This window comes from Vannielia litorea, assembly GCF_019801175.1.
GTDB lineage: Bacteria > Pseudomonadota > Alphaproteobacteria > Rhodobacterales > Rhodobacteraceae > Vannielia > Vannielia litorea_B.
In genome coordinates, this window is record NZ_JAHVJR010000001.1 from 737487 (window position 1) to 762773 (window position 25287).

Sequence of the window (25287 nt, forward strand, 5' to 3'; positions counted from 1 at the left end):
AGACCTGCCCGACCGCATTCCCTTAAACCTCAGCGGACGACGTAGACCGAGCAGTTCGAGTGGCGTACGACGCGGGCGGCGTTGGGGCCCAGGAGGTAGTCCTTGAAGTCGGGGCGGTGGGCGCCGAGGACGATCAGGTCGGCGCCCGAGACCTTGGCGGCTCGCAGCACCTCCTCGTAGACCGTGCCGACCGAGACGAGGTGGCGCACCTTCACGTCCACCTCGTCGCCGAGCACGTTGTTCACAACCGTTTTCAGCACCTTGGCGGCGCTGTCCTTGGCGGTTTTCACGTCATGGTCCTTGAAGTAGGCGCCGACGATGGTGGCGCCGAAATCCGGCACCACGGTGATGACATCGAGCTGGGCGCCGTCCAGTTCGGCGAGTTTGCTGGCCATCTGCAGCACCTTCACCTCTTCTTCGGGGCGGTTGATGTCGATGGCGCAGAGCACGGTCTGGGTCATGCTGCTTCTCCTTCGCGCAGGGCGGGTTGGGCGCGGCGCATTTGCAGCAGCGCGATGAGGGCCATCAGCAGCAGCGCCGGGATGAAGATCAGCTCCTTGGGCAGCCCGTGGACGGGCGCGCGGACGGCGGTGATCTCGACCCGGTCGTCGCCGTAGAAGTCGAAGCTGGAGAGGTCTTCGGAGATCGGCGAGCCGAAGGCGGGCTCGTCGAGATACATCCGGCCCTCCTCGGGCACCAGCAGGAAGCCCATCTCCTCGACCCGGGCGGCCGCGTCGTCGCCTTCAGGCACCTGAAGCACCAGCGTGGTGTCTTTCCTCTCCAGCGTGTCGAAGTCGGGGCCGGAGACGACGACCCGCAGGGTATCGCCCGCATCGGCCTCACCCACGGCCTGCTCGAAGCCCGCGGGCTCGATATCGGCGAAGGGCGGCTGGATCATGTCCATGAAGAAGCCGGGGCGGAAGAGGGCGAAGGCCACCAGCAGCATGGCCACCGTCTCCCAGATCCGGTTCTTGGTGAGGAACCAGCCCATGGTCGCGGCGGTGAACACGAGGATGCCGATGGTCGCCACGATGAAGACGATGATGCCCTGCACCCATGTGACATCGATCAGTAGCAGGTCGGTGTTGAAGATGAAGACGAAGGGCAGGGCCACCGTCCGCAGGCTGTAGAAGAAGGCGGTGAAGCCGGTGCGGATCGCATCGCCCCCCGAGACCGCCGCCGCCGCGAAGGAGGCGAGGCCGACGGGTGGTGTCACATCCGCCATGATCCCGAAGTAGAACACGAAGAGGTGGACCGCGATCAGCGGCACCACGAGGCCCGACTGCGCGCCAAGCTCGACCACAACGGCGACCATCAGCGAGCTGACCACGATGTAGTTGGCCGTGGTCGGCAGGCCCATGCCGAGGATCAGCGACAGGATCGCCACGAAGATCAGCATCAGGATCAGGTTGCCGCCCGAGAGGAACTCGACGAAATCGGCCATCACCTGGCCGATGCCGGTGAGCGAGACGGTGCCCACGATGATACCGGCGGTCGCGGTGGCGAGGCCGATCCCGATCATGTTGCGTGCGCCGTCGATCATGCCTTCGTAGAGGTCGACCACCCCGTCCTTCAGCTTGTTGGCCGCCGCGTTCTCGCCGCGGAACACCGCCTTGAGGAACTTCTGGGTCAGCAGGATGCCGAAGAGCAGGAAGGTGGCCCAGAAGGCCGAGAGGCCGGGCGACTTGCGCTCGATCATCAGGAAGTAGACCAGCACGATGATCGGCAGCAGGTAGTAGAGGCCCGATTTGTAGATCTTGGGGATCTCGGGCAGCTCGACGACCTCGGCGTTGGGGTCATCGGGCTCCAGATCGTCGGAGGTGGAGGCGAGGTAGATCAGCACCACGTAGACGAGGCCAAGCAGGATCGCGAGGATCCAGCCGGAGCCTGCAGGGAACATTGAGGTGATCCACTGCACCGGGAACTTGGTGGCGTAGCAGAGCGCCGCGAAACCGGCGAAGAAGAGGAACATGCCGATCACCGTGTTGAACAGGTTCACCACCTTGTTGCCGATGGTGGGCATGTTGTTTTTCACCGCTTCGAGGTGAACGATGTAGACCAGCGCGATGTAGCTGATGATCGCGGGCAAGAAGGCGTGGGTGATGACCTCGACGTAGGAGATGCCCACGTATTCGACCATCAGGAAGGCGGCGGCGCCCATCACCGGGGGCATGATCTGCCCGTTGACCGAACTGGCCACCTCGACCGAGCCGGCCTTCTCGGCGGAGAAGCCGACGCGCTTCATCAGCGGGATGGTGAAGGTGCCGGTGGTCACCACGTTGGCGATGGAGGAGCCGGAGATCAGGCCGGTGGCGGCGGAGCCCACCACGGCGGCCTTGGCCGGGCCACCGCGCAGGTGGCCGAGGGCGCCGAAGGCCATCTTGATGAAGTAGTTGCCCGCGCCGGCTTTATCGAGCAGCGCGCCGAAGAGCACGAAGAGGAAGACGAACTTGGTCGACACGCCGAGTGCGATGCCGAAGACCCCCTCGGAGGTGATCCACATGTGCGACATGGCCTTGCGCAGCGAGGCACCGGCCCAGCGGATCTGGTCAGGCACGACCTCGGAGGCGCCGAAGAACACGTAGCCGAGGAAGACCACGGCGAGGATCACCATCACCGGGCCGAGCACCCGGTAGGAGGCGATGAAGAGCAGGGCGAGACCGGCCAGCGAGGCGTAGGCATCCATGTCGTCGGCGAGGCCACCGTTGCTGACGATCTTCTCGTAAAAGAAGTAGCCGTAGAGCGCGAGGAAGGCGCCGCCGAGGGCAAGCACCCAGTCATACCACGGCACCGATGTCTTTGAGGCGCCCTTCCAGAGCGGGTAGGCCATGGCCGAGAGGAAGATGGCGAAGGCGAGGTGGATCTGCCGCGAGTTGTTGATCAGGTCGCCGGGCAGCAGGTAGGGCGCCCATGGCGAGGCCAGCAGCACCTGAAAGATGGACCAGATCAGCGCGACGATGGCGATCGCCCTGCCCAGTGATCCCGGAACCACCCTTGCGCCACTGTCGGAGGCGGCAACGAGTTCCTGTAGCTCTTCTTCACTGAGCGCGCGATTTTCCTTGGACATGGTCCACCCCCGTCATGGCCGTTCTGGCCTGTTGTTGTTGGTCCCCGTGTGGGCCGGAGGGCAGCGCGCCGCCCCCCGGTAGTGTCATGTGCAGGAGCTGCCGATTACTCGATCAGGCCCTTTTCCTTGTAGTAGGCCTCTGCGCCGGGGTGCAGCGGGGCGGAGAGCGACTGCGTGGCCATCTCTTCCATGGTCAGGTTGGCGAAGGCGGGGTGCAGGCCTTTGAAGTCTTCGAAGTTGTCGAAGACCGCTGCGGTCAGCGCCTTCACGGCATCTTCCGACACGGAGTCGGAGGTCACGAGCGTGGCGCGCACACCAAAGGTGGTCGTGTCATTGTCGTTGCCGCGATACATGCCGCCCGGAATGGTGGCCACGGAGTAGAAGGGGAACTCTTCGACCAGCGCGTTCACCGCGTCGCCGGAGACTTCCACCAGCACCGAGTCACAGGCGGTGGTGGCTTCCTGGATCGAGCCGGAGGGGTGGCCGACGGTGTAGACCATCGCATCGATCTGGTTGTCGCAGAGCGCGGCAGACTGCTCGGCGGCCTTCAGCTCGGAGGCGAGGGCGAAGTCGCCCGCGGTCCAGCCCATCTTCTCCATCAGCACTTCCATCGTCGCCCGCTGGCCGGAGCCGGGGTTGCCGATGTTCACGCGCTTGCCCTTGAGGTCGTCGAAGGTGGCGATGCCGGCATCGGCCCGGGCCACAACGGTGAAGGGCTCGGGGTGCACGGAGAACACCGCGCGCAGGCCTTCAAAGGCACCGTCCTCGAACTGCACCACGCCGTTGAAGGCGTTGTATTGGATATCGGACTGGGCAACGCCGAATTCCAGCTCGCCTTCCTTGATGGTGTTCACGTTGTAGACCGAGCCGCCGGTGGATTCGACGGAGCAGCGGATGCCGTGGTCGCGGCGGCCCTTGTTCACCAGACGGCAGATCGCGCCGCCGGTGGGGTAATACACGCCGGTCACGCCGCCGGTGCCGATGGTGATGAATTCCTCGGCGTGGGCCGCGGGGGCCATCATCGCGGTCGTTGCCGCGGCGATAGCCGTGAGTTTGAGTTTGGCGAACATTTTTAACTCCCTTTTGGTTTCATGTTCTTTTCGTTCACAGGTCCCAGACTTCCGCCAGAACCCGGTTTGCAGCTTCTACCTCGGCAATCCGCCCTCGGGCCGCAGGGCCGGAGCGGCTGACCAGCATCCCTATGAGGCACTCCACGAGAAAGACCGTGGTGACATAGGAAGAGTAGAAATGCTGACTCCCTGTCGGCACAATGAAACGGGCCGATGCGTATTTCAAGGCGGGGCACTCCAGCGTGTCGGTGATGAGCACGACATAGACCCCCTGATCGCGGGCCAGCCGGGTGGCGCGGATCGCCCGGTCGGAGAAAGGCGGCTTGGTCACGATGATCAATGCATCCTCGGGTCCGAGCCCTACGAGCCCGCTGCCCAGAGAGGCCCCGCTGCGGCTGGCCAGCGCCCAGTTGTCGGCGCAGAAGTTGGCCATGTAGGAGAGGTATTCCACCACCCCCGTGGAGCCGAGCGAGCCAAGCAGCAGCACCTTGCGGGCCGCGCCCAGCCGCTCCACCGCACGCTCCAGCTCGCCGCGATCCACCGTGTCGATGAAGCTGCGCAGGTTGCCTTGGCAGGCAGCGAAATGCGCCTCCAGAAAGCCGCCCGCCTCGCGGTTCTTGGGGTCGTTGTGCAGCCGTTCGGCGCGGCCAGCAAAGCCGTTGGCCCGCTGCTCGATCCGCCCGCGCATCTCTTCGCGCAGGGCTTCGATATCGTCGTATCCCAGTGCGCGCGCCAGCCGCGAGAAGGCGGCGGGCGAGATGCCACTCTCGCGGGCGATGCTGCGCAGGGTGCGTGTGGCAAGCTCTACCGGGTTGCGCGCAAGGTGGTCGGCGGCGGCCCGCAGCGCCCCGCTCAGGTCGCTGTATCGTTCTGTTAGGCGGGCCTCGAACTTGGGCGTCACACAACTCTCCCCCGGTGATCCACGGACTGTCTGACTTGTTTCAGATATTGTCAACGGATGAATCATCTGTTTCATGGTGGCAGGCCAGATGCACCGGGGGTTGCCCATGTCACACGTCTTTCCACGCCACACCAAGGGCACCATGCCCACAGCCCTGCGGGGCTCCGGGGTCTATCTCTATGATTCGCAAGGAAAGGCATATCTCGACGGGTCGGGGGGCGCGGCCGTGTCATGCCTCGGGCATGGCGATGCGGAGGTGATCGGCGCCATTCGGGCGCAGCTCGATTCGCTGGAATTTGCCCATACCGGGTTCTTCACCTCCGAGCCGGCGGAGGCACTGGCCGACCGGTTGGTGGCCCACGCCCCCGAGGGGATCGAGCGGGTCTACTTTGTGTCCGGCGGCTCCGAGGCGGTGGAGGCGGCGCTCAAGCTCGCCCGGCAATACATGCTGGAGACCGGCCAGCCGGAGCGCACCCGCTTCGTCGCCCGCCGCCAGAGCTACCACGGCAATACGCTGGGGGCGCTGGGCACCGGCGGCAACATGTGGCGCCGCGCGCCGTTTGATCCGGTGATGGTTTCGGCCAGCCACATCGCGCCCTGCTACGAATACCGCGGCCGGGAGGCGGGCGAGAGCGTGGAGACCTACGGCCAGCGCGTGGCGGATGAGCTGGAGGCCGAGCTGCTGCGGCTCGGGCCGGAGACGGTGATCGGCTTTCTGGCCGAGCCGGTGGTGGGGGCCACGGCGGGCGCGGTGCCTGCGGTGGAGGGCTACTTCCGCCGCATCCGCGAGATCTGCGACAAATACGGCGTGCTGCTGATCCTCGACGAGGTGATGTGCGGCATGGGCCGCACCGGCACGCTCTTTGCTTGCGAGCAGGATGGCGTGCGCCCCGACATCATCACCATCGCCAAGGGCCTCGGCGCGGGCTACCAGCCGATCGGCGCGATGCTCTGCAGCGGCGAGATCTACCGCGCGATTGAGGCCGGCACCGGCTTCTTCCAACACGGGCACACCTATATCGGCCACCCGGTCGCCTGCGCCGCTGCCAATGCGGTTGTGACCAAGCTGGCCGAGGGCGGCATGACCGCCCGCGCCGCCCGGATGGGAGACTATCTACTGGGGGCGCTCACCGACCGTTTCGGCCAGCACCCCCATGTCGGCGACATTCGCGGGCGCGGTATGTTCCGCGGGCTGGAGTTTGTGTCCGACCGCGAGAGCAAGGCGCCTTTCGATCCGGCCCACCGCCTCGCCGCCCGGCTGAAGGCGCAGGCGATGGAGAACGGGCTTATCTGCTATCCGATGAACGGCACCATCGACGGGCAGCAGGGCGACCACGTGCTGCTTGCACCGCCCTTTATATGCACCGAGGCCGAGATTGACGAGCTGGTGGATAAGCTTTCTGCAAGCCTCGAGACCGTGCTGGAGGCCACGCCCAAAGGCGCGTGACCGGGGCAGGGCAGGGGGCGCCGCGCCCTCTGCCACCTCCCCGCGCAGAGGCGTATGCTCCGCGCATGACTGATTCTCCCTCGACAAAAGACATCCACCGCGCCGACCGGCATTTCCTCCACCCATGGGAGGATGTGACCGCCATCGGCGAGACGCCCCGCACCGTGCTCATGGACAGCGAGGGCATCTATGTCACCGACAGTCACGGCAACCGGATGATCGACGGGCCGGGTGGCATGTGGTGCGTGAATGTGGGCCACGGTCGGGAAGAGATCGTCGAGGCCTGCGCCGACCAGATGCGCCGCCTGTCGTATTTTTCGCCCTGGTCGATGGCCTCCGATGTAGCCGCCGCGCTGGCCAAGCGGCTGGCGGCGCTGGCGCCGGGCGATCTGAACAACGTGTTCTTCACCACCGGTGGCTCCACGGCGGTGGACAGCGCGCTGCGCTTTGCCTTCTTCTACAACAACTGCCTCGCGCGACCGGAGAAAAAGCATATCATTTCAAGGGTGAACGCCTATCACGGCTCCACCTACCTGACCGGCTCCTGCTCGGGCAAGATGCGCGAGAAGGCGGAGATGGACATGATCGAGGATCACATCCACTTCCTCTCCTGCCCTAAGCCCAAGGACCGGCCCGAGGGGCAGTCGCTGGAGGATTTCGCCGCCGAGAAGGTGGCCGAGCTGGAGGCGATGATTCTCTCCGTCGGCCCCGAGAAGGTGGCCGCCTTCATCGCCGAGCCGGTCATGGCCTCGGGCGGGGTGATCGTGCAGCCCGAGGGCTACCTCGCGGGCTGCGCCGAGGTCTGCCGTAAGCATGACGTGCTCTTCATCGCGGATGAGGTCGTCACCTCCTTCGGGCGGCTGGGGCATTACTTTGCCTCCGAAAGCGTCTTCGGCGTGCAGCCCGACATGCTGACCACGGCCAAGGGCCTCACCTCGGGCTACCAGCCGCTCGGCGCACTCTTCATCTCCGACCGGCTGATTGCCGAGATCACGGCGGCCACCAATGAGGGCAAGGGCTTCACTTCGGGCTTCACCTATTCCGGCCACCCGGTCGCCTGCGCCGCGGCGATGGCCAACCTCGATATCTTCGAGCGCGATGGCCTGCTGGAACACGTGCAACGCATTGCGCCCCACTTCGAGGCGGCGCTGACGAGCCTGTCGGACATTCCCGTGATCTCCGACATCCGGGTGAAAGGGCTGATGGCGGGCATCGAATGCGAACTGGACCCGGAAAACCCGGATGAAGACCGGGACATGGCCTTTGCGGCGCAGGTCGATGCGATCTGCCAGCGCCACGGGCTGCTGCTGCGCCCTGTTTACAACGCCTGCGTGATGTCGCCGCCGCTGACCATCAGCGAGGCGCAGATCGACGAGATGGTGCGCATCCTCCGGATCGGCTTTGAAGAGGCCCTCGCGGCGTGAGCTTTCTCACCGTTCTGGCCAACCCTATCTTGCCGGTCTTTGCCATTCTCGCGCTCGGCTGGGGGCTGGGGAAGGGCGGGCAGCTGAGCGAGGACTCGGCGCGCACGATCAACCGCTTCGCCATGACGGTGCTGGTGCCCATCGTGGTCCTCGACCTGCTGTGGAACGCGCCGTTCGATACCTTCCGCCTCACGCCGATCCTGCTCTACTCGGCGGCGCAGGTGATCCTCTTTGCGGTCGGCTACCAACTGGCGCGGCGGCTCTTCGGGGCCGGGCCGGGGGAGTCGGTGATCCTCGGCTATGCCGGGATCTTCGCCAACAACGTCTTTTACGGCCTGCCCATCGGCGTGCTGCTCTATGGCGAGAGCGGGGTGCTGCCGATCACGATGGTCGTGGTGCTCGACAGCACGGTCAGCTTTGGCGGCACCATGTTCGTGCTTCAGGCGATCAAGCTGGGCCGCGTCTCTCCTGGCTCGGTGCTGGCGATTTTTGCCCGCACGCCCACGCTGCTGGCGATCTTCGGCGGCACCGCGCTGGGGATCGCGGGGGTGCCGGTGCCCTCGCCGGTGCAGACCTTTCTCGACTTCAACGGCGTCGCCGCCGCGCCGGTGGCGCTGTTCTCGCTCGGCGTGGTGCTGAGCGCCGTCGCCTTCCGCTTCGACCCGGCGGTGGCGGTGGTGAGCGGCATCAAACTGGTGGTGTTTCCGGCCCTCGTGGCGCTGTTGCTGACCCTCTTCGCGGGCGGATGGGAGGCCAACAGGCTCTTCGTTTTCGCCGCAGCCCCGCCCACCGGCGCGATGGCGATGAGCCTTGCGCTGCTCTACGACGTGCCCGCCGCGCGGGTGGCGCAGGTGATGGTCTGGACCGCCTTTCTGAGCCTCTTCGCTCTGGCCGCTCTGGCCTGATCGCCGGGGTTGACGCCGCATCGGCGCGGGCGCAGGCTCGCGGCGAAATTCTTACCCTTCGGAGGCCGCCATGAACGTGCAATCCCCCAATGATCTCAGAGCCTTCTGGATGCCTTTCACGGCCAACCGTCAGTTCAAGCAGAACCCGCGGATGTTCGTGGCCGCCAAGGACATGCATTACACCACCGCCGATGGCCGCGAGGTGCTGGATGGCACTGCGGGCCTGTGGTGCTGCAACGCGGGCCACGCCCGGCCGAAGATCGTGGAGGCGGTGCAGGCGCAGGTCGCCGAGCTGGATTATGCCCCCGCCTTCCAGATGGGCCACCCCAAGGCCTTCGAGCTGGCCAACCGGCTGGTCGACATGGCGCCTGCGGGCATGGACCACGTGTTCTATACCAACTCCGGGTCGGAGAGCGTTGAAACCGCGCTGAAAATCGCGCTGGCCTATCACCGCGCACGGGGCGAGGGCCAGCGGACCCGGCTGATCGGGCGCGAGCGCGGCTATCACGGGGTCAACTTCGGCGGCATCTCGGTGGGCGGGATCGTGAACAACCGCAAGTTCTTCGGCACCCTGCTGAACGGGGTGGATCACCTGCCGCACACCCACCTGCCGGAGCAGAACAGCTATTCGCGCGGTGTGCCCGAGCATGGCGCCGAGCTGGCCGACGATCTGGAACGCATCGTGGCGCTGCACGGGCCGGAGACCATCGCCGCCGTGATCGTGGAACCGATGGCGGGCTCTACGGGCGTGATCCTGCCGCCCAAGGGCTACCTCGAGCGGCTGCGGGCGATCACCGAGAAGCATGGCATCCTGCTGATCTTCGACGAGGTCATCACAGGCTTCGGCCGTCTCGGCGCGGCCTTCGGGGCCGATTACTTCGGCGTTACGCCCGACATGATGACCACCGCCAAGGGCATCACCAACGGGGTGGTGCCGATGGGCGCGGTATTCTGCTCGGGCGCGATCCACGATGCCTTCATGCAGGGGCCGGAAAACACCATCGAGCTGTTCCACGGTTACACCTACTCGGGCAACCCGCTGGCCGCCGCTGCCGGGCTGGCCACGCTGGAGACCTACCGCGAGGAGGGGCTCTTCGAGCGCTGCGCCGAGCTTGCGCCCTACTTCGAGGACATGCTCCACGGGCTGAAGGGTCTGCCTCATGTGATGGATATCCGCAATCTCGGACTGGTCGGCGCGGTGGAGCTGGAGCCGGTGGCGGGCGCGCCCACCAAGCGGGCCTTCGAGGCGTTTCTGGCGGCCTATGACGAGGGCCTGCTGATCCGGACCACGGGCGACATCATCGCCCTGTCGCCGCCGCTGATCATCGACAAGGCGCAGATCGACCGGATCGGCGAGGTGCTCACCAAGGTGTTGAAAAACCTGGCGTAGCCATGTGAGGTGCGGCCGGGCATGGCGAGGCTTCCGCCCACCCACCCCGCCTCGCCATGCCCGGCCTGTGCGGTTTGGCGGGCGGGGGGAGACAGCGCCGGGTTCACCAAAGCAGGAGCTGCTTGCGGCGTCAGCCATCACCTGACCCCGGCCCGGCCAACGGGCCGTCTCGGGTCAACCAAAATGGCCGTATCCCCAGAGGGGCCCCTCGGCAATTTTCGTTGACCCGAGCCTTCCCGCCGTCCCATTGGGGTGCGGGCGATGGGTGGCTCCGAAGCAGGATCCGCAGAACTTGGGAGACCCTATGCAACATATCGAGCTGGTGATCTTCGATTGCGACGGCGTGCTGGCCGACAGCGAGGTGATCTCGGCCCGGGTGCTGGTGGAGGCGCTGGAGCATCATGGGGTCACGGTGACCACCGAGCATGTGTATCGCAATTTCGTCGGCCAGAGTTTTCCGAAGGTGGCTGACAAGATCCGCAGGGACTTCGACCTCGATCTGCCGGGCAGCTTTGAGGCGGAGTATCGCGGGCGGCTTGTGGAGGAGTTCGCGGCGGGGCTGAGGCCCACGGCGGGGGTGGGGGAGATGCTCGGCCAACTGGCGGTGCGGGCCTGCGTCGCCACCTCCTCCTCGCCGCAACGAGTGGGGCGCACGCTGGCGTTGCTGGGGATGGATCGGCAATTTGAACGGGTGTTCACCGCCTCCGAGGTGGAGAACGGCAAGCCCGCGCCAGACCTCTTTCTCCATGCCGCCAAGTGCCTGAATGTAAAGCCGGAAGCCTGCCTCGTGATCGAAGACAGCTTGGCCGGAATCCGCGCGGCGCAGGCGGCGCAGATGGAGGTCTGGCGTTACACTGGCGGGGCCCATTTTGCCGGCTTCACGCCGGAGGATATCGACACGCCGCCGGATCTTCCGGCCTTTGACAACTGGTCCGCTTTCTATCAAATGGCTCCCGAATTGCGAAAAGACACATAGCGGGGAGAGCGGATGGCGCGGGCTGCGGGGGAGACGGCAAGGCTGGATGATGCGGCCCGGGCAGGGTGGCTCTACTACGTGGCCGGCAACACCCAGGATGAGATCGCCCGCAAGCTCGGGGTGTCGCGGCAATCGGCGCAGCGGCTGGTGAGCCTTGCGGTTGCCGAGAAGCTGGTGAAGTTCCGGCTCGATCATCCCATCGCCCGCTGCATGGACCTTGCCGCTGCCCTCACTGAGCGGTTCGACCTGCAATTCTGCGATGTGGTGCCCACCGACCCGGCCGCGCCCGAGCTGGCGACCGGCGTTGCAGCCGCGGGCGCGGCGGAGATGGAGCGCTGGCTGGCCGACCCGGAGCCGCGGGTGATCGGCCTTGGCACAGGCCGGATGCTGCGGGCCTGCGTGGAGCAACTGCCGCGGATGGACTGCCCCCAGCATCACCTCGTCAGCCTCGTCGGCAACATGAGCCCCGACGGCTCGGCCACGGCCTACAACGTGGTGGTGCGGCTGGCCGAGAAGGTCGGCGCGCCGCACAATCCGATGCCGCTGATCGCCGTGGTGCGCTGCGCCGACGACCTCAAGCTGATGCATGCGCAGGAGCCGGTGGAGAACACGCTGGCGCTCGCCGCCCGTGCCGATGTGACCTTTGTCGGCGTCGGCCACATCGACGAGACCTCGCCGCTCGCGGTCGACGGTTTCATCAGCCAGGAAGAGAGCGCCGAGTTGATCGCGCAGGGTGCGGTGGGCGAGATGGTGGCCTGGGCCTTCGATGGCGAGGGCCGCCCGATCGAGGGGCTGACCAATGCCCGCGTCTCCTCGGCGCCGCTCGATCCGGGCACCGCGCGGCGGGTCTGCGGGCTGGCGCTGGGCCACGCCAAGCAGAAGGCGATTCTGGGCGCGCTGAGGGGCAAGCTGATCAACGCGCTGATCACCGACGAAGCCACCGCCGAGGCCGTGCTCGCGCTGGCCTGAACACCGCTCACCCCGAAAAACCAAGCAAAACGAGTAACCTGCCAGCGGGTTGCCGCCCCTTTTTGCAGCCGCAGGAGAGGGGGATTGACAACTTGCCGCAGGCTGAGTGAGTATTTGCCCACTACGATAGCATTTGCCCGAAATGGGCATTGGGAGGACATCAATGACTTGCACGCTTCGCGCCCTTCTGGGCGCTACTGCCCTTTCCGCGATCGGTGGCATTGCCGCTGCCGAGACCCTGACCATCGCCACCGTGAACAACGGCGACATGATCCGGATGCAGGGGCTGACCGAGGACTTCACCGCAAAGACCGGCCATGAAGTGGAGTGGGTGACGCTGGAAGAGAACGTGCTGCGCCAGCGCGTGACCACCGACATCTCCACCAAGGGCGGTCAGTTCGACATCATGACCATCGGCATGTACGAAACCCCGATCTGGGGTGCCCAGGACTGGCTGGTGCCGCTGGACGATCTCTCGGCCGAATACGACGTGGACGACATCCTGCCCGCCATGCGCGGCGGCCTGTCGGTCGACGGCACGCTCTATGCCGCGCCCTTTTACGGCGAAAGCTCGATGGTGATGTATCGCACCGACCTGATGGAAGCCGCCGGCATGGAAATGCCCGAAGCTCCCACCTGGGATGAGATCAAGGCCGCCGCCGAGGCGATGACCGACAAGGACAATGAGGTTTACGGCATCTGCCTGCGCGGCAAGGCCGGCTGGGGCGAGAACATGGCCTTCCTGACCGCCATGTCCAACTCCTTCGGCGCGCGCTGGTTCGACGAAGACTGGAACCCCCAGTTCGACAGCGAAGCCTGGAAGACCACGCTCGACTTCTACCTCGACCTGATGAACAACTACGGCCCTCCCGGTGCAGCCAACAACGGCTTCAACGAGAACCTGGCGCTGTTCCAGCAGGGCAAGTGCGGCATGTGGATCGACGCCACCGTGGCGGCCTCCTTCGTGACCAACCCGAACGACTCCACCGTGGCTGACAAGGTCGGCTTCGCTCTGGCGCCCGACACCGGCAAAGGCCCGCGCGGCAACTGGCTCTGGGCCTGGGCCCTCGCCATTCCGGCAGGCTCGCAGAAGGTGGATGCCGCCAAGGAGTTCATCGAGTGGGCGACCTCCAAGGAGTACATCGAGCTGGTGGCCGAGAACGAAGGCTGGGCCAACGTCCCGCCGGGTGCCCGGACCTCGCTCTATGAGAACCCCGAGTACCAGAAGGTGCCGTTTGCCAAGATGACGCTCGACAGCATCAACTCGGCCAACCCGACCCAGCCCACCGTGGACCCGGTGCCCTACGTCGGTGTGCAGTTTGCCGCGATCCCCGAGTTCGCCGGTTTCGCCACCCAGGTTGGGCAGGAGTTCTCGGCAGCGCTGGCTGGCCAGCAGTCGGCTGACGACGCCCTCGCCAAGGCCCAGGACCTCGTGAACGAGGAAATGGAAGCCGCGGGCTACAAGTAAGCTCACGGAGCACGCGGGTCCTCCCCGCGCGTGTGCCGGGCGCGCTGCCTCGCAGAAGCGCCCGGCCTACCGGCCCCGGCTGCGCGATGTCACGCGGAGCGGCCGGGGCCGCCCCAGGGAGAGGCTGATCTCCCGCATTTGAGCCTGACCCGCCCGTTCAGGGTGGCCGCAGCCGGACCCCGGCCCGCGGCGACAGAGGAGGAGACCCCAATGGCAACCCAGCACTCGCGCGCTGCAGCCCGGCTGATGAATGCGCCCGCCGTCTTTGTCTTGCTGGTGTGGATGCTGATCCCGCTCTGCATGACGATCTACTTCTCCTTCATGGATTACCGCCCGCTGCGCGGCGTGGCCGATTGCTGTGTCGGCTTCGAGAATTACGAACGCTTCGTCACCTCTTCCTCATTCCTCAGCTCGGTGGGCACCACGCTGCTGATGGTCGGCGGCATCCTCGCCATCACCGTGATCGGCGGCGTGCTGCTGGCTCTGCTGCTCGACCAGCCGATCTGGGGGCAGGGGATCGTGCGCATCCTCGTGATCGCGCCCTTCTTCGTCATGCCCACCGTCTCGGCGCTGGTCTGGAAGAACATGTTCATGAACCCGGTGAACGGGCTCTTCGCCTATTTGTGGAAGTTCTTCGGGGCGACGCCGATCGACTGGCTCTCGGAGCTGCCGCTGTTCTCGATCATCTGGATCGTCAGCTGGCAGTGGCTGCCCTTCGCCACGCTCATCCTGCTCACCGCCGTGCAGTCGCTCAGCTCCGAGCAGCTTGAAGCGGCGGAGATGGATGGCGCCAGCGCGCTCAGCCGCTTCTACTACATCATTCTGCCCCACCTCGGGCGGGCGATCACCGTGGTGATCCTGATCCAGACGATCTTCCTGCTGTCGATCTTCGCGGAGATCTTCGTCACCACCAACGGCGCCTTTGGCACCCGCACCCTCACCTACCTCGTCTATCAGCGGGTGTTGGAGAGCCAGAATATCGGGCTCGGGTCTGCGGGCGGCATCCTCGCCGTCATCCTCGCCAACATCGTCGCGATCTTCCTGATGCGGATCGTCGGCAAGAACCTGGACAACTGAGGGAGGGCTGAGCACATGGCACGCGCCGTCACTACACAACGCAAGATCGTCGCCACCGCCGCCGCATGGATCATCGGCCTCGCGATCTTCTTCCCGATCCTCTGGACGGTCCTGACCAGCTTCAAGACGGAAGCCCAGGCGATTGCCGACCCGCCCGTGTGGTTCGGCTTCGACTGGACGCTGGAAAACTATTCGGTGGTGCAGGAGCGATCCAACTACTTCCGCTTCCTGATGAACTCGGTGATCATCGCCGTCGGCTCCACCGTGCTGGGCCTGCTCATCGCCATCCCGAGCGCCTGGTCGATGGCCTTCGTGCCCGGCAAGCGCACCAAGGATGTGCTGATGTGGATGCTCTCCACCAAGATGCTGCCCGCCGTTGGTGTGCTGTTTCCTATCGTGCTGATCGCCCGGTTCCTCGACCTCTACGACACCCACATCCTGCTGATCGTGGTGCTGATGCTGATGAACCTGCCGATCATCATCTGGATGCTCTACACCTACTTCAAGGAAATCCCGGTGGATATCCTCGAGGCGGCACGTATGGACGGCGCGAGCCTGCGCTCCGAAATCATCTACGTGCTGACCCCGATGGCGCTGCCCGGCATCGCCTCGACCATGCTGCTCAACATCATCCTGGCGTGGAACGAGGCGTTCTGGACGCTCAACCTCACCACCACCAAGGCCGCCCCCCTGACGGCCTTCATCGCCAGCTACTCCAGCCCGGAAGGGCTCTTCTACGCCAAGCTCAGCGCGGCCTCGACCATGGCCATCGCGCCCATCCTCATCATGGGGTGGTTCAGCCAGAAACAACTGGTGCGTGGCCTCACCTTCGGCGCCGTCAAGTAAAGGAACAGGATTATGGGACGCATTACTCTGGACAAGGTTGCCAAGAGCTTCGGCGAGGTGAACGTGATCCCGCCGCTGGATCTGACCATCGAAGACGGCGAGTTCGTGGTGTTCGTCGGCCCGTCGGGCTGCGGCAAATCCACCCTGCTGCGGCTGATCGCTGGGCTGGAAGACGTAAGCGGCGGGCAGATCCGCATCGACAAGGTGGACGCCACCCACACGCCCCCCGCCAAGCGCGGTCTGGCGATGGTGTTCCAGTCCTACGCGCTCTATCCGCATATGTCGGTACGCAAGAACATCGCCTTTCCGATGAAGATGGCGAACGTGCCGCAGGCCGAGCAGGACAAGCGGATCGACTATGCCGCCAAGGTGCTGAACCTGAGCGACTACCTCGACCGGCGCCCCGGCCAGCTCTCGGGCGGGCAGCGCCAGCGGGTGGCCATTGGCCGCGCCATCGTGCGTGAGCCTGCGGCCTTCCTCTTCGACGAGCCACTCTCCAACCTCGATGCGGCACTGCGGGTGAACATGCGGCTCGAAATCTCGGAGCTGCACAACAACCTCAAGACCACGATGATCTACGTCACCCACGACCAAGTCGAAGCCATGACCATGGCCGACAAGATCGTGGTGCTGCAGGCGGGCGTCATCGAACAGGTCGGCTCGCCGCTGGAGCTCTATCAGACCCCGCGCAACCTCTTCGTGGCGGGCTTCATCGGCTCGCCCAAGATGAACTTCTTCAAGGGTGCCGATGCCGCCGGGCATGACGCTGCCACCATCGGCGTGCGGCCCGAGCATCTGACCGTTTCCACCACCGAAGGCCTGTGGAAGGGCACCGTGGGCGTGGCCGAGCACCTCGGCTCCGACACCTTCCTCTATGTTCACCCCGAGACGGCGGACACGGTGGAAGACACGATCACTGTGCGGGTGGATGGCGAGATGGCCCTGCGTCATGGCGATACCGTCTGGCTCACCCCGCAGGACGGCAAGACCCACCGGTTCGACGGCGCCGGGCTGCGCATCGGATGATGCGCCTTGCCGGCAAACGGGCGCTGATCACCGGCGCCGCCCGAGGGATCGGGCTGGCCTTCGCCCGCCGCTACATTGCGGAAGGGGCGCAGGTGGCGATTGCCGATGTCGATCTGACGCGGGCAGAGGCGGCGGCGAAAGAGATCGGCGCCGTGGCGGTGGAGATGGATGTAACCCGGCAGGAGAGCATCGACGCAGGCTTTGCCGCCGCCGTGGAGGCGCTTGGCGGGCTGGATATTCTGGTGAACAACGCCGCGCTCTTCTCCGCCGCGCCCATCGTCGAGATCGAGCGCGCCGACTTTGACCGGCTGATGGCTGTCAACGTCGCAGGCGTGCTCTTTTGCACCCAGGCGGCGGCAAAGCAGATGATCGCCCAAGGCGCCGGCGGCAAGATCATCAACATGGCCTCCCAGGCCGGGCGGCGCGGCGAGAGCCTCGTGGCGGTTTACTGCGCCACCAAGGCGGCGGTGATCTCGCTCACCCAATCGGCGGGGCTGAACCTCATCGCCCACGGCATCAACGTCAACGCCATCGCGCCGGGCGTGGTGGAGGGTGAGCACTGGGACGGGGTCGATGCCTTTTTTGCCAAATACGAGGGCAAGGCGCCGGGGCAGAAGAAACGCGAGGTCGGCGAGGCGGTGCCCTTCGGACGTATGGGCACGGCGGCAGATCTCGAAGGCATGGCGGTGTTTCTGGCCTCGGAGGAGGCCGATTACATCGTTGCGCAAACCTACAACGTGGACGGCGGGAATTGGATGAGCTGATGGCCACAAACCTTTCGAATAACACCCTGAACGTGCTGCCCGAGGCCGTGGCTGTGCCCGAGTATGACCGCGGCGCGCTGACCCCCGGCATCCTGCACATCGGCGTCGGCAACTTTCACCGCGCCCATATGGCCTGGTATCTCGACCGGCTGTTCGCACAGGGCGAGGGGCATGACTGGGCCATCGTCGGCGCCGGGATCAAATCGTTCGATGCCGCCAAGCGCGAGGCCCTGAAAGGGCAGGACTGGCTGACCACCGTGGTCGAGCTGGACCCGGCTGCGCTTACCGCCCGCGTGACCGGCGCGATGGTGGATTTCTGCGAGATCGACAGCGCCGCGCTCACCGCCCGGCTGACCGATCCGGCCATCCGCATCGTCTCGCTCACAGTCACCGAGGGCGGGTATTTCGTGGATGCCGAGACCGACGGCTTTGACAGCGCGCACCACGAGATCGTGGATGATGCGCAAACGCCGGATGATCCGAAAACCGTTTTTGGCCTGTTGGTCAAAGGCTTGAAGGCCAGACGTGACGCAGGGCTTGAACCCTTCACCGTGATGTCTTGCGATAACCTCCCCGAGAACGGCCATGTCGCCAAGGCCGCCGTCGTGGGCATGGCCGAGCTGGTGGACCCGGAACTGGCCGAGTGGATCGCCGCCAATGTGGCCTTCCCCTGTGGCATGGTCGATTGCATCACGCCCGCCACCGGCCCGCGCGAGATTGCGCTGGTGAAGGAGACCTTCGGCGTCGACGACAAGGCCCCAGTGGTCTGCGAGCCGTTCCGCCAGTGGGTGCTGGAAGACAGCTTCCCACAAGGCCGCCCGGCGCTGGAGAAAGTGGGCGTGGAGTTCGTGCCCGATGTCGCGCCGTACGAAACGATGAAGCTGCGCATCCTCAACGCGGGACACGCGGCCATCGCCTACCCCTCGGCGCTGTTGGGCCATCACTTCGTGCATGAGGGGATGCAGGACGCCGATGTAACCGCATGGCTGAAGGCTCTGATGCGGGCCGAGGTGATCCCGGTGTTGCCGGAGATCAGCGGTGTCGACTTTGACGCCTACCTCGAAAAATGCGCCGAGCGCTTTGCCAACCCCGAGGTCGGCGATACCATCGCCCGGCTCTGCCTCGATGGGTCCAACCGCCAGCCGAAGTTCGTTCTTCCCACCGTCCGCGAGGCGCTGGAGGCGGGCAGTGCCATTCAGGGCCTCGCGCTCGAAGTGGCACTCTGGTGCCGCTACTGCGCCGAGACCACCAAGGGCGAGATCACCTTGGAAGACGAGCGCGCCCCGGCCCTGCAGGCCGCCGCGCTCAAGGCGCAAACCGACCCCTCGGCCTTTCTTGCGCTCACCGATATCTTCGGCCGTCTCGGCGAGGCACCGCGCTTTGTCGAGGCCCTCGCGGCGGCGCTGGCGGAGCTGGAGCAAAAGGGCGTGCGGGCGGTGTTGCGGGAGTATGTGGCGGCGCAGGCCTAGCCCTGCGTCCTCACGGCGTTCCGGCGGGCCGGAAGCTCTCTGACCAGACCTGCAGCATCAGCGCCCGGCGGTTCGGGTCACGCGCCACCAGCAGCACCGGCGAAAGCGGGATGAACCTGCGGGCCGAGCTGGGCAGGCCGGTTTCCTCGGCGTCCATGTCGATCACCAGCCCGGCGCTGGCGAGCAGCGATTGGGCCTCCGCCCCGAGCAGAAAATCCAGCAGCCGCGCCGAGGCCCCGGCCTGCGCCGCGCCGCGCGGGATCATGTAGCCGCGCGAAAGAACCAGCGTGTAATCCTCCGGCAGCACCACGCCCACCTTGGGCGTGCCCGCGCTGGCCACGTAGGAGCCGAGCACGTTGTAGGCGATCAGGTAGCGCCCCTCGGCCACGCCCGAGATGATCTCGGCCGAGCAGCAGGTCGCCACGGCATCGACCCGGCTGAAACCCTCCAGCAGCGCGCCGAAGGTGGTCGCCTCCAGACTGTCGGAGTAGGCGAAGAGGTAGCCCAGCCCGCTCTCGGCGATGTCATAGGTAGCGATCCGGCCGCGGAAGGTGCCGGGCCGCTCGCGCAGCGCGTCAAGCAGGGCAAAGCGACTGCGCGGCACGTCCTCGGCATCCAGCAGTTCGGCGTTGTAGGCGATCACCGCAGGCTCGGTGGTCACGCCCCAAAGCTCGTCGCGCCAGCGCCGGGAGGCGGGCAGGGCGGCGGTGGCCTCGGACCGGTGCGGCGCGGCGCAGGCGGCATTCACCAGCCAGACCATCTGCTGCACGGCGGAGGAGAGCACCGCATCGGCGGGCGGGCGGCCCTCCTGGCAATCGGCGCGGCTGATCTCGAAGAGGTCGTTCGAGCCCCATTGCTCATAGCGGATAGCCAGCTCCGGGCTGAGCGCGGCGAAGCGCTCCATCACCGGGCGGATGATGCCGATATCGGTGGTCGATCGGATCAGGAAGGGCGTCTCGCCCGCGCCGAACTGCGCAGTCGCCTCCTGTGCCGCACCAGTGGCCGGGGCGAGGAGCAGGGCGAGAAGGGCGATGAGTCGCCTCATGGGTGCGCCTCCTCGGCAGGCAGCACGAGGGCAGCGCGAAAGCCGGTCTCGCTCGCTCCCATCTCGACCCGCCCGCCAAAGGCAGAGGCCACCTTGGCCACGATTGAAAGCCCCACGCCGCTGCCCTGTTCGCGGCTGTCAGCGCTGCGGTTGAACCGCTCTCCGAGGTGGGCGATCACTTCGGGCGCGGGGCCGGGGCCGCTGTCTTCCACCCAAAGCACCGCCTCCCTGCCGCGCTGCTCCGCCCCGATGGAGACCGGCGCCTGCCCGTGCCGCAGGGCGTTGTTCAGCAGGTTGTGCGCTGCCTCTTGCAGCGAGAAGGCATCGGCCCGCACCATCACAGGTGCATCCCCGATCTGCAGCCGCAGCTCCGCCTCGGGCCGCAGCACCGACTGGTCATCCCGCTCCATGACCTCAAGCGCCACCTCGCGCAGGTCCACCGGCGTGCGCGGGGCGCTGTCGGTGCGGTGGACGACAAGCGCGCGGGAGAGGAGCTGGTCGAGCAGGGTGCGCAGCGAACGGGTGCGGGCGAGCAGCCGGGCGAGGGCGCGCTCGCGCGCCTCTTCGCTCTGTTCCTCTGCCGCGCTCTCGCCATGCACCTGAATTGCCGCGACCGGGGTGCGCAACTGGTGCGCGGTGTCGGAGATCAGCGTGCGCATTGCCTCTACCTGCCCGTCGAGCCGCCCCATGAAGCGGTTCACCGCGCCCAGCATCACGCCCAGCTCGCGGGGCAGGGCCTCGGCGGGCATCGGGGTGAGGTCATAGGGGTCGCGGCGGGAGAGGTCGGCCACCAGCGCATCGAGCGGGCGCAGCGCCGAGCGGACGACGAGCGCGGCCAGCAGGGTCAGCAGCAGCCCGGCGGCGGCCATCGGCAGCAGCGCGTCGAGCATCAGATCGGTGGTCATCGCGTTGCGGGCGCGCAGGGTCTGGCCCACCACCACCTCCACCGCGCCGGAAAAGTCGCGCTCGGCAAAGCTGCGCGAGAGCCGCACGAAGCGGGCCTCCTCGCCGCTCAGCGTGCCGGTGAAGAAGGTCGCGCCAACGCTGGCGGGCTGGTCCGGCGCAGGCACGGTGTGGGCCGGGTCGAGCGCGGTGATCAGTGCGCCGCCGGGCCCGGTGACGGCGTAATACACCCGGTCGTCCGGGGCCTGCGCCAGCAGCTCGAAGGCCGAAACTGGGAGGTCCACCAGCGGCGTGCCCTGCTGGATGCGGATGGCGGCGGCAATGTCGCTGGCGGCGCCAAAGAGGATCCGGTCGTAGGATTGCCGGGCGGCGGCCCGCGTGTTCCACCAGATCGAGCCGGCCACCAGCAGCCCGCCCACCAGCAGGATCACCAGCACCGTGCCCAGCACGCGGGCGGTAAGGCTCAGGCCCGCTTTACCGCGCCCGTCAGTCATCGAGCCCGATCCGGTAGCCCACCCCGCGCCGGGTCGAGATGGCCACGCCCGAGCCGGTGAACTTCTTGCGCAGGCGGGCAATGTAAAGCTCGATCGCGTTCACCCCCACGTCGGCATCCTCGAACCCGTAGAGCGAATCGTAGAGCCGCGTCTTCGACAGATACTGCCCGGCGTGGCGGATCAGCATGTCGAGCAGAGCGGCCTCGCGGCGGGTGAGGGCAAGCTGGGTGCCGCCCAGCCGCGCTGAGCGGTCGCGCGGCGCATAGGTGAGGGGGCCGAGGGTGATGGTCTCTTCCTTGCGGTCGGCTTCGCGCCGGACGAGGGCGCGCAGCCGGGCCTCCAGCTCACGCTGGTCGAAGGGCTTGCCGAGGTAGTCATCGGCGCCCTGATCGAGCGCGGTGATCCGGTCGTCGACCGAGGTGAGGGCGGTCAGCATGAGCACCGGCGTGCGATCGGCCTCGGCGCGGACCTCGCGCAGCAGGGTCAGGCCGGAGCCGTCGGGCAGGTTGATGTCGAGGATGAGCGCGTCGTAGCGCTGGACGGCGCGGTAATCGCGCGCATCGGCGAGCGAGGGGGCGAGGTCGCAGACAATGCCGGAGCGGGCGAGGTGGGCCACCACCCCCTCGGCCAGATCCTCGGCATCCTCCACCATCAACAGCCGCATCGCGCCAGCACTCCTCCGCGCCTTTTTCAACCTGTCGCCCGGGGTGACAGGTTGATGACAGCAACAAGCGATACACATCCTCAACCCGCAGGAAAAGGGGCCGCCGTGCCCGCTGCCCTTGCGGGGCATCATCCGGCGCGTGGGAGTGCGCCGGTCACGACGTGAGGAGGACTCTTATGAAAACGTCTATCATCCGTGCGGCCATGGCCGTTGCGGCCCTTGGCCTTGCCGGCACCGCCCATGCAGAGAGCCACGGCTTCAGCCCCGAGAACCCCGAGTGCATCGCCCCCGCAAACCCGGGCGGCGGCTGGGACTTCACCTGCCGTCAGGTGGGCAAGTCGCTTCAGGATCAGGGCCTGATCGAAAAGACCATGCAGGTCGTCAACCTCGCCGGTGGCGGCGGTGGCGTGGCCTTTGCCGAAGTCGTCAACAAGCGCGGCGATGACAACGACCTGATCGTTGCCGCCTCGTCGGCCACCGCGACCCGCCTCGCGCAGGGCGCCTATCCGGGCAACACCATGGACCAGGTCCGCTGGCTCGCCTCCATCGGTGCCGACTACGGCGTGATCGCCGTGGCTGCGGACAGCGAGATCACCACGCTGCCCGCGCTGCTCGACGCCATCAAATCCGACCCGGCCTCGATCTCCGTGGCGGGCGGCTCCGCCGTGGGCGGCTGGGACCACCTGAAGGTGCTGATCGCGGCCAACGCCTATGGCATCGAAGATGTCCGCTCGGTCAAGTACATCGCCTTCGACGGCGGCGGCGAGGCCGTGACCCAGCTGCTGGCCGGCTCCGTGCAGGCCTTCACCGGTGACATCTCCGAAGCCAAAGGCTTCGTTGACAGCGGCGACATCAAGGTGATCGCGGTTCTGGCGCCCGAGCGCCTCGGTGGCGAGTTCTCCGAGATGCCCACCGCCAAGGAGCAGGGCGTGGACGCTATCGGTGCCAATTGGCGCGGCTTCTATGCCCCCGCCGGCATGAGCGACGAGGCCTATGACGCATGGGTCAGCAAGATCGCCGACCTCTACGCCTCCGACGAGTGGAAAGAGATCATGGCCGCCAACGGCCTGGCTCCGCTCGACCTTCAGGGCGCCGACTTCCAGAACTTCGTGTCTGACTCGGTGGCCCAGATCCAGTCGATCTCCAAGGAAATCGGCATCATCAAATAAATCCACCACAGGTGGGCGGCAGGCTCCGGTCTGCCGCCCGCTTTTTCCTACTTTGGGGGACGGGCCATGAGCGACCGTATATTCGGTGGTTTCGGCGTGCTGCTGGCGGTGTTCTACGCCTGGGCCGCGCTGCAAACCGAAGAGAGCTTTCTGAGCGATGCCGTGGGGCCAAAGGCCTTTCCGGTGATCATTGCAATCATTCTGGGTCTGTCCTCGGCGGTCATCGCCCTGCGCCCCGATCCCGAGCCGGTCTGGCCCCCGCTGGCCCGGCTCGCCGAGATCGGCGCGGCAGCGGTGGTGATGATCCTCTACGCCCAGTTTCTGCCCGAAGCGGGCTTCATCATCGCAACCGCATTGGCGGCCATGTACCTGACATGGCGGCTTGGCTCGCCGGTGGTGCAGTCGGTCGTGATCGGCGCGCTGACGGCGCTGGTCATCTACATCATCTTCCACGCGGTTCTGGGCCTCTCGCTCGCCCGCGGCCCGCTCGACGCCTATGTCGACGCGGTGGTGGACCCGGTGCTCGGGGCCATCGGAGCCTTCTTTGAAATGTTCGGTGGCAGCGGGGCCGAAGAGGCCGCGCCCGAAGCAACCGGCGCGACTGGCGCGGGAGACTGACAATGGATCTCTGGGCAAACCTCTACGGCGGTTTTGAAATCGCTCTGACATGGCAGAACCTCGGCCTCGCGCTGCTGGGCTGCTTCCTTGGCACCATCATGGGCGCGCTGCCGGGCCTCGGCCCGTCGAACGGCGTGGCCATCCTGATCCCGCTGGCCTTCACCCTCGGGCTGGATGCGACCTCGTCGCTCATCCTGCTCACCGCCGTCTATTACGGCGCAATGTATGGCGGGCGGATCAGCTCGATCCTGCTCAACATTCCGGGCGACGAGCCTGCGATGATGACCTGTCTCGACGGCTACCCGATGGCCCGCAAGGGCATGGCGGGCGAGGCGCTGGCGCTCTCGGGCATCGCCTCCTTCGTCGGGGCGTTCCTCGCCACTTGGGGCCTGATCCTGCTGGCGCCCCAGCTGGTGAAGCTGGCGCTGCTCTTCGGCCCGGCCGAATACTTCGCCCTCTTCGCGCTGGCCTTCGCCACGCTCGGCGGCGTCTCCTCGACCAACCAGGCCAAATCGGCCTTCGCCGCCATGCTGGGCCTCGGCCTCGCCATGATCGGGGTTGATACGCAAACCGGCGTGCCGCGCCTGACCTTTGGCGAAGTCCACCTCTATGACGGGCTGGACTTCCTCGTCGCCATCGTCGGGCTCTTCGCCCTGTCGGAGGTGTTCGTCTTCCTCGAGCACCGCCACGGTTCTGCCGATGCGGAGGAGAGCAAGGTGAAGGTGGGCCGCATCGTGCCGCCCATGCCGATGGTCATCAAGACCATCCCGACCATGCTGCGCACCTCCTTCCTCGGCTTCGTCGCGGGCGTTCTGCCCGGGGCAGGGGCCTCGCTCGGCAGCTTCATCAGCTACTCGATGGAGAAGAAGCTGGTGGACAAAGAGGGCACCTTCGGCACCGGCGACCCGCGCGGCGTGGCCGCTCCCGAGGCGGGCAACAACGCCGCTGCCGGTGGCGCGCTGGTGCCCATGCTGGCGCTCGGCGTGCCCGGCTCCGGTACCACCGCGGTGCTGCTGGCCGTGCTGCTATCGCTCAACATCACCCCCGGCCCGCTGCTGTTCCAGAACAACCCCGATGTGGTTTGGGGCCTGATCGCGGCGCTCTTCATCGGCAACCTGATGCTGCTGGCGATGAACATCCCGATGGTGGGCCTCTTCACCCGCGTCCTGCTGATCCCGCCGCGCATCCTGATGCCGGTGGTGGCGATGGTGAGCTTCGTCGGCATCTACGGCATCTCGGGCTCGTCCTTCGACCTGCTGGTGATGATCGCCTTCGGTCTTGCCGGGTGGATCCTGCGCAAGCTCGACGTGCCGCTGGTTCCGGTGATCCTTGGCACGCTCTTGGGCAACACGATGGAGAACAACCTGCGCCGCGCGGTGACCATCGACAACGGCAACTGGTGGACGCTGGTAGACAGCCCGCTTGCCATCACTCTCTGGGCGATCGCCATCGCAGGCTTCATCCTGCCGGTCTTCGTCGGCAAAGTGGTGAAGGCCCGGATGCAGCGCCGGGACGAGGAAGGCTCGCTGAGCGACTGACGCGCGGTCCTGCGCGGCGGGGGAAGGTCAGCTCCGGGTTCACCAAAGCAGGACCGG

General features: G+C 66.4%; 21 protein-coding genes and 1 pseudogene. 15 read left to right on the forward strand and 7 right to left on the reverse strand.

Annotation, left to right across the window (positions count from 1 at the left end; all coding sequences use genetic code 11):
- Positions 1-29 precede the first annotated feature (29 nt).
- The 4 genes from KUV38_RS03630 to KUV38_RS03645 form a co-directional block, all read right to left on the reverse strand.
- A complete protein-coding gene (locus tag KUV38_RS03630; RefSeq protein WP_222468740.1) occupies positions 30-461 on the reverse strand; it encodes a universal stress protein in 432 nt (143 codons plus the stop codon).
- Positions 458-3067, reverse strand: a complete 2610-nt coding sequence (locus KUV38_RS03635; protein ID WP_222468741.1) for a TRAP transporter permease — start codon at positions 3065-3067, stop codon at positions 458-460. Before KUV38_RS03635 ends, KUV38_RS03630 begins: the two co-directional genes overlap by 4 nt.
- Before the next feature lie 104 nt (positions 3068-3171).
- Positions 3172-4137: a TAXI family TRAP transporter solute-binding subunit gene (locus tag KUV38_RS03640; protein ID WP_222468742.1), complete on the reverse strand. Its 966-nt coding sequence runs from the start codon at positions 4135-4137 to the stop codon at positions 3172-3174.
- Between the two features lie 34 nt (positions 4138-4171).
- Positions 4172-5038 (reverse strand): MurR/RpiR family transcriptional regulator, encoded by an 867-nt coding sequence (locus tag KUV38_RS03645; RefSeq protein WP_222468743.1) that lies wholly within the window; start codon positions 5036-5038, stop codon positions 4172-4174.
- A gap of 106 nt (positions 5039-5144) precedes the next feature.
- Here KUV38_RS03645 and KUV38_RS03650 point away from each other — a divergent pair, with 106 nt between their 5' ends.
- From KUV38_RS03650 to KUV38_RS03705, 12 genes are all read left to right on the forward strand, one after another.
- Positions 5145-6485 (forward strand): aspartate aminotransferase family protein, encoded by a 1341-nt coding sequence (locus KUV38_RS03650; protein ID WP_222468744.1) that lies wholly within the window; start codon positions 5145-5147, stop codon positions 6483-6485.
- Positions 6486-6550: 65 nt separating this feature from the next.
- Positions 6551-7909 (forward strand): aminotransferase, encoded by a 1359-nt coding sequence (locus KUV38_RS03655; protein WP_222468745.1) that lies wholly within the window; start codon positions 6551-6553, stop codon positions 7907-7909.
- The gene (locus tag KUV38_RS03660; protein ID WP_222468746.1) at positions 7906-8814 is read left to right on the forward strand and encodes an AEC family transporter; all 909 of its coding nucleotides are present in this window, start codon (positions 7906-7908) and stop codon (positions 8812-8814) included. The genes KUV38_RS03655 and KUV38_RS03660 overlap by 4 nt, the downstream gene beginning before the upstream one ends.
- A 70-nt stretch (positions 8815-8884) precedes the next feature.
- Positions 8885-10204, forward strand: a complete 1320-nt coding sequence (locus KUV38_RS03665; protein WP_222468747.1) for an aspartate aminotransferase family protein — start codon at positions 8885-8887, stop codon at positions 10202-10204.
- Between the two features lie 304 nt (positions 10205-10508).
- Positions 10509-11180: an HAD family hydrolase gene (locus tag KUV38_RS03670; protein WP_222468748.1), complete on the forward strand. Its 672-nt coding sequence runs from the start codon at positions 10509-10511 to the stop codon at positions 11178-11180.
- A 12-nt stretch (positions 11181-11192) separates the two neighbouring features.
- On the forward strand, positions 11193-12149 hold the full coding sequence (locus KUV38_RS03675) for a sugar-binding transcriptional regulator (RefSeq protein ID WP_222468749.1): 957 nt from the start codon (positions 11193-11195) through the stop codon (positions 12147-12149).
- Between the two features lie 163 nt (positions 12150-12312).
- Complete coding sequence (locus KUV38_RS03680; RefSeq protein WP_222468750.1) at positions 12313-13617, forward strand: ABC transporter substrate-binding protein; 1305 nt, start codon at positions 12313-12315, stop codon at positions 13615-13617.
- Positions 13618-13827: 210 nt separating this feature from the next.
- On the forward strand, positions 13828-14694 hold the full coding sequence (locus KUV38_RS03685; RefSeq protein WP_222468751.1) for a carbohydrate ABC transporter permease: 867 nt from the start codon (positions 13828-13830) through the stop codon (positions 14692-14694).
- A 15-nt stretch (positions 14695-14709) separates the two neighbouring features.
- The gene (locus KUV38_RS03690; RefSeq protein WP_222468752.1) at positions 14710-15540 is read left to right on the forward strand and encodes a carbohydrate ABC transporter permease; all 831 of its coding nucleotides are present in this window, start codon (positions 14710-14712) and stop codon (positions 15538-15540) included.
- A gap of 12 nt (positions 15541-15552) precedes the next feature.
- Positions 15553-16566: an ABC transporter ATP-binding protein gene (locus KUV38_RS03695; RefSeq protein ID WP_222468753.1), complete on the forward strand. Its 1014-nt coding sequence runs from the start codon at positions 15553-15555 to the stop codon at positions 16564-16566.
- Positions 16563-17330 carry an L-iditol 2-dehydrogenase gene (locus KUV38_RS03700; RefSeq protein WP_315898593.1) on the forward strand — a complete coding sequence of 256 codons (768 nt, stop codon included), beginning with the start codon at positions 16563-16565 and terminating at the stop codon, positions 17328-17330. The genes KUV38_RS03695 and KUV38_RS03700 overlap by 4 nt, the downstream gene beginning before the upstream one ends.
- Entirely contained in the window at positions 17330-18799 is a 1470-nt protein-coding gene (locus KUV38_RS03705; protein ID WP_222468754.1) for a mannitol dehydrogenase family protein, read from the forward strand. Before KUV38_RS03700 ends, KUV38_RS03705 begins: the two co-directional genes overlap by 1 nt.
- A 10-nt stretch (positions 18800-18809) precedes the next feature.
- Here KUV38_RS03705 and KUV38_RS03710 read toward each other — a convergent pair whose 3' ends face one another.
- The 3 genes from KUV38_RS03710 to KUV38_RS03720 are packed head-to-tail and all read right to left on the reverse strand — an operon-like array spanning position 18810 to position 21905.
- Positions 18810-19844: an ABC transporter substrate-binding protein gene (locus KUV38_RS03710; protein WP_222468755.1), complete on the reverse strand. Its 1035-nt coding sequence runs from the start codon at positions 19842-19844 to the stop codon at positions 18810-18812.
- Entirely contained in the window at positions 19841-21241 is a 1401-nt protein-coding gene (locus KUV38_RS03715; protein WP_222468756.1) for a sensor histidine kinase, read from the reverse strand. The genes KUV38_RS03710 and KUV38_RS03715 overlap by 4 nt, the downstream gene beginning before the upstream one ends.
- Complete coding sequence (locus KUV38_RS03720) at positions 21234-21905, reverse strand: response regulator transcription factor (protein WP_222468757.1); 672 nt, start codon at positions 21903-21905, stop codon at positions 21234-21236. The genes KUV38_RS03715 and KUV38_RS03720 overlap by 8 nt, the downstream gene beginning before the upstream one ends.
- Positions 21906-22081: 176 nt before the next feature.
- Between KUV38_RS03720 and KUV38_RS03725 the strand changes: the two genes are divergently transcribed.
- The 3 genes and pseudogenes from KUV38_RS03725 to KUV38_RS03735 all read left to right on the forward strand — a co-directional run bounded on the left by KUV38_RS03725 (position 22082) and on the right by KUV38_RS03735 (position 25230).
- Positions 22082-23074, forward strand: a complete 993-nt coding sequence (locus tag KUV38_RS03725) for a Bug family tripartite tricarboxylate transporter substrate binding protein (protein WP_222468758.1) — start codon at positions 22082-22084, stop codon at positions 23072-23074.
- 66 nt (positions 23075-23140) lie between these two features.
- Positions 23141-23563 (forward strand): annotated as a pseudogene (locus KUV38_RS03730) (tripartite tricarboxylate transporter TctB family protein); the annotation flags it as partial.
- 131 nt (positions 23564-23694) lie between these two features.
- On the forward strand, positions 23695-25230 hold the full coding sequence (locus KUV38_RS03735; protein WP_222468760.1) for a tripartite tricarboxylate transporter permease: 1536 nt from the start codon (positions 23695-23697) through the stop codon (positions 25228-25230).
- The last annotated feature ends 57 nt before the right edge of the window (positions 25231-25287 follow it).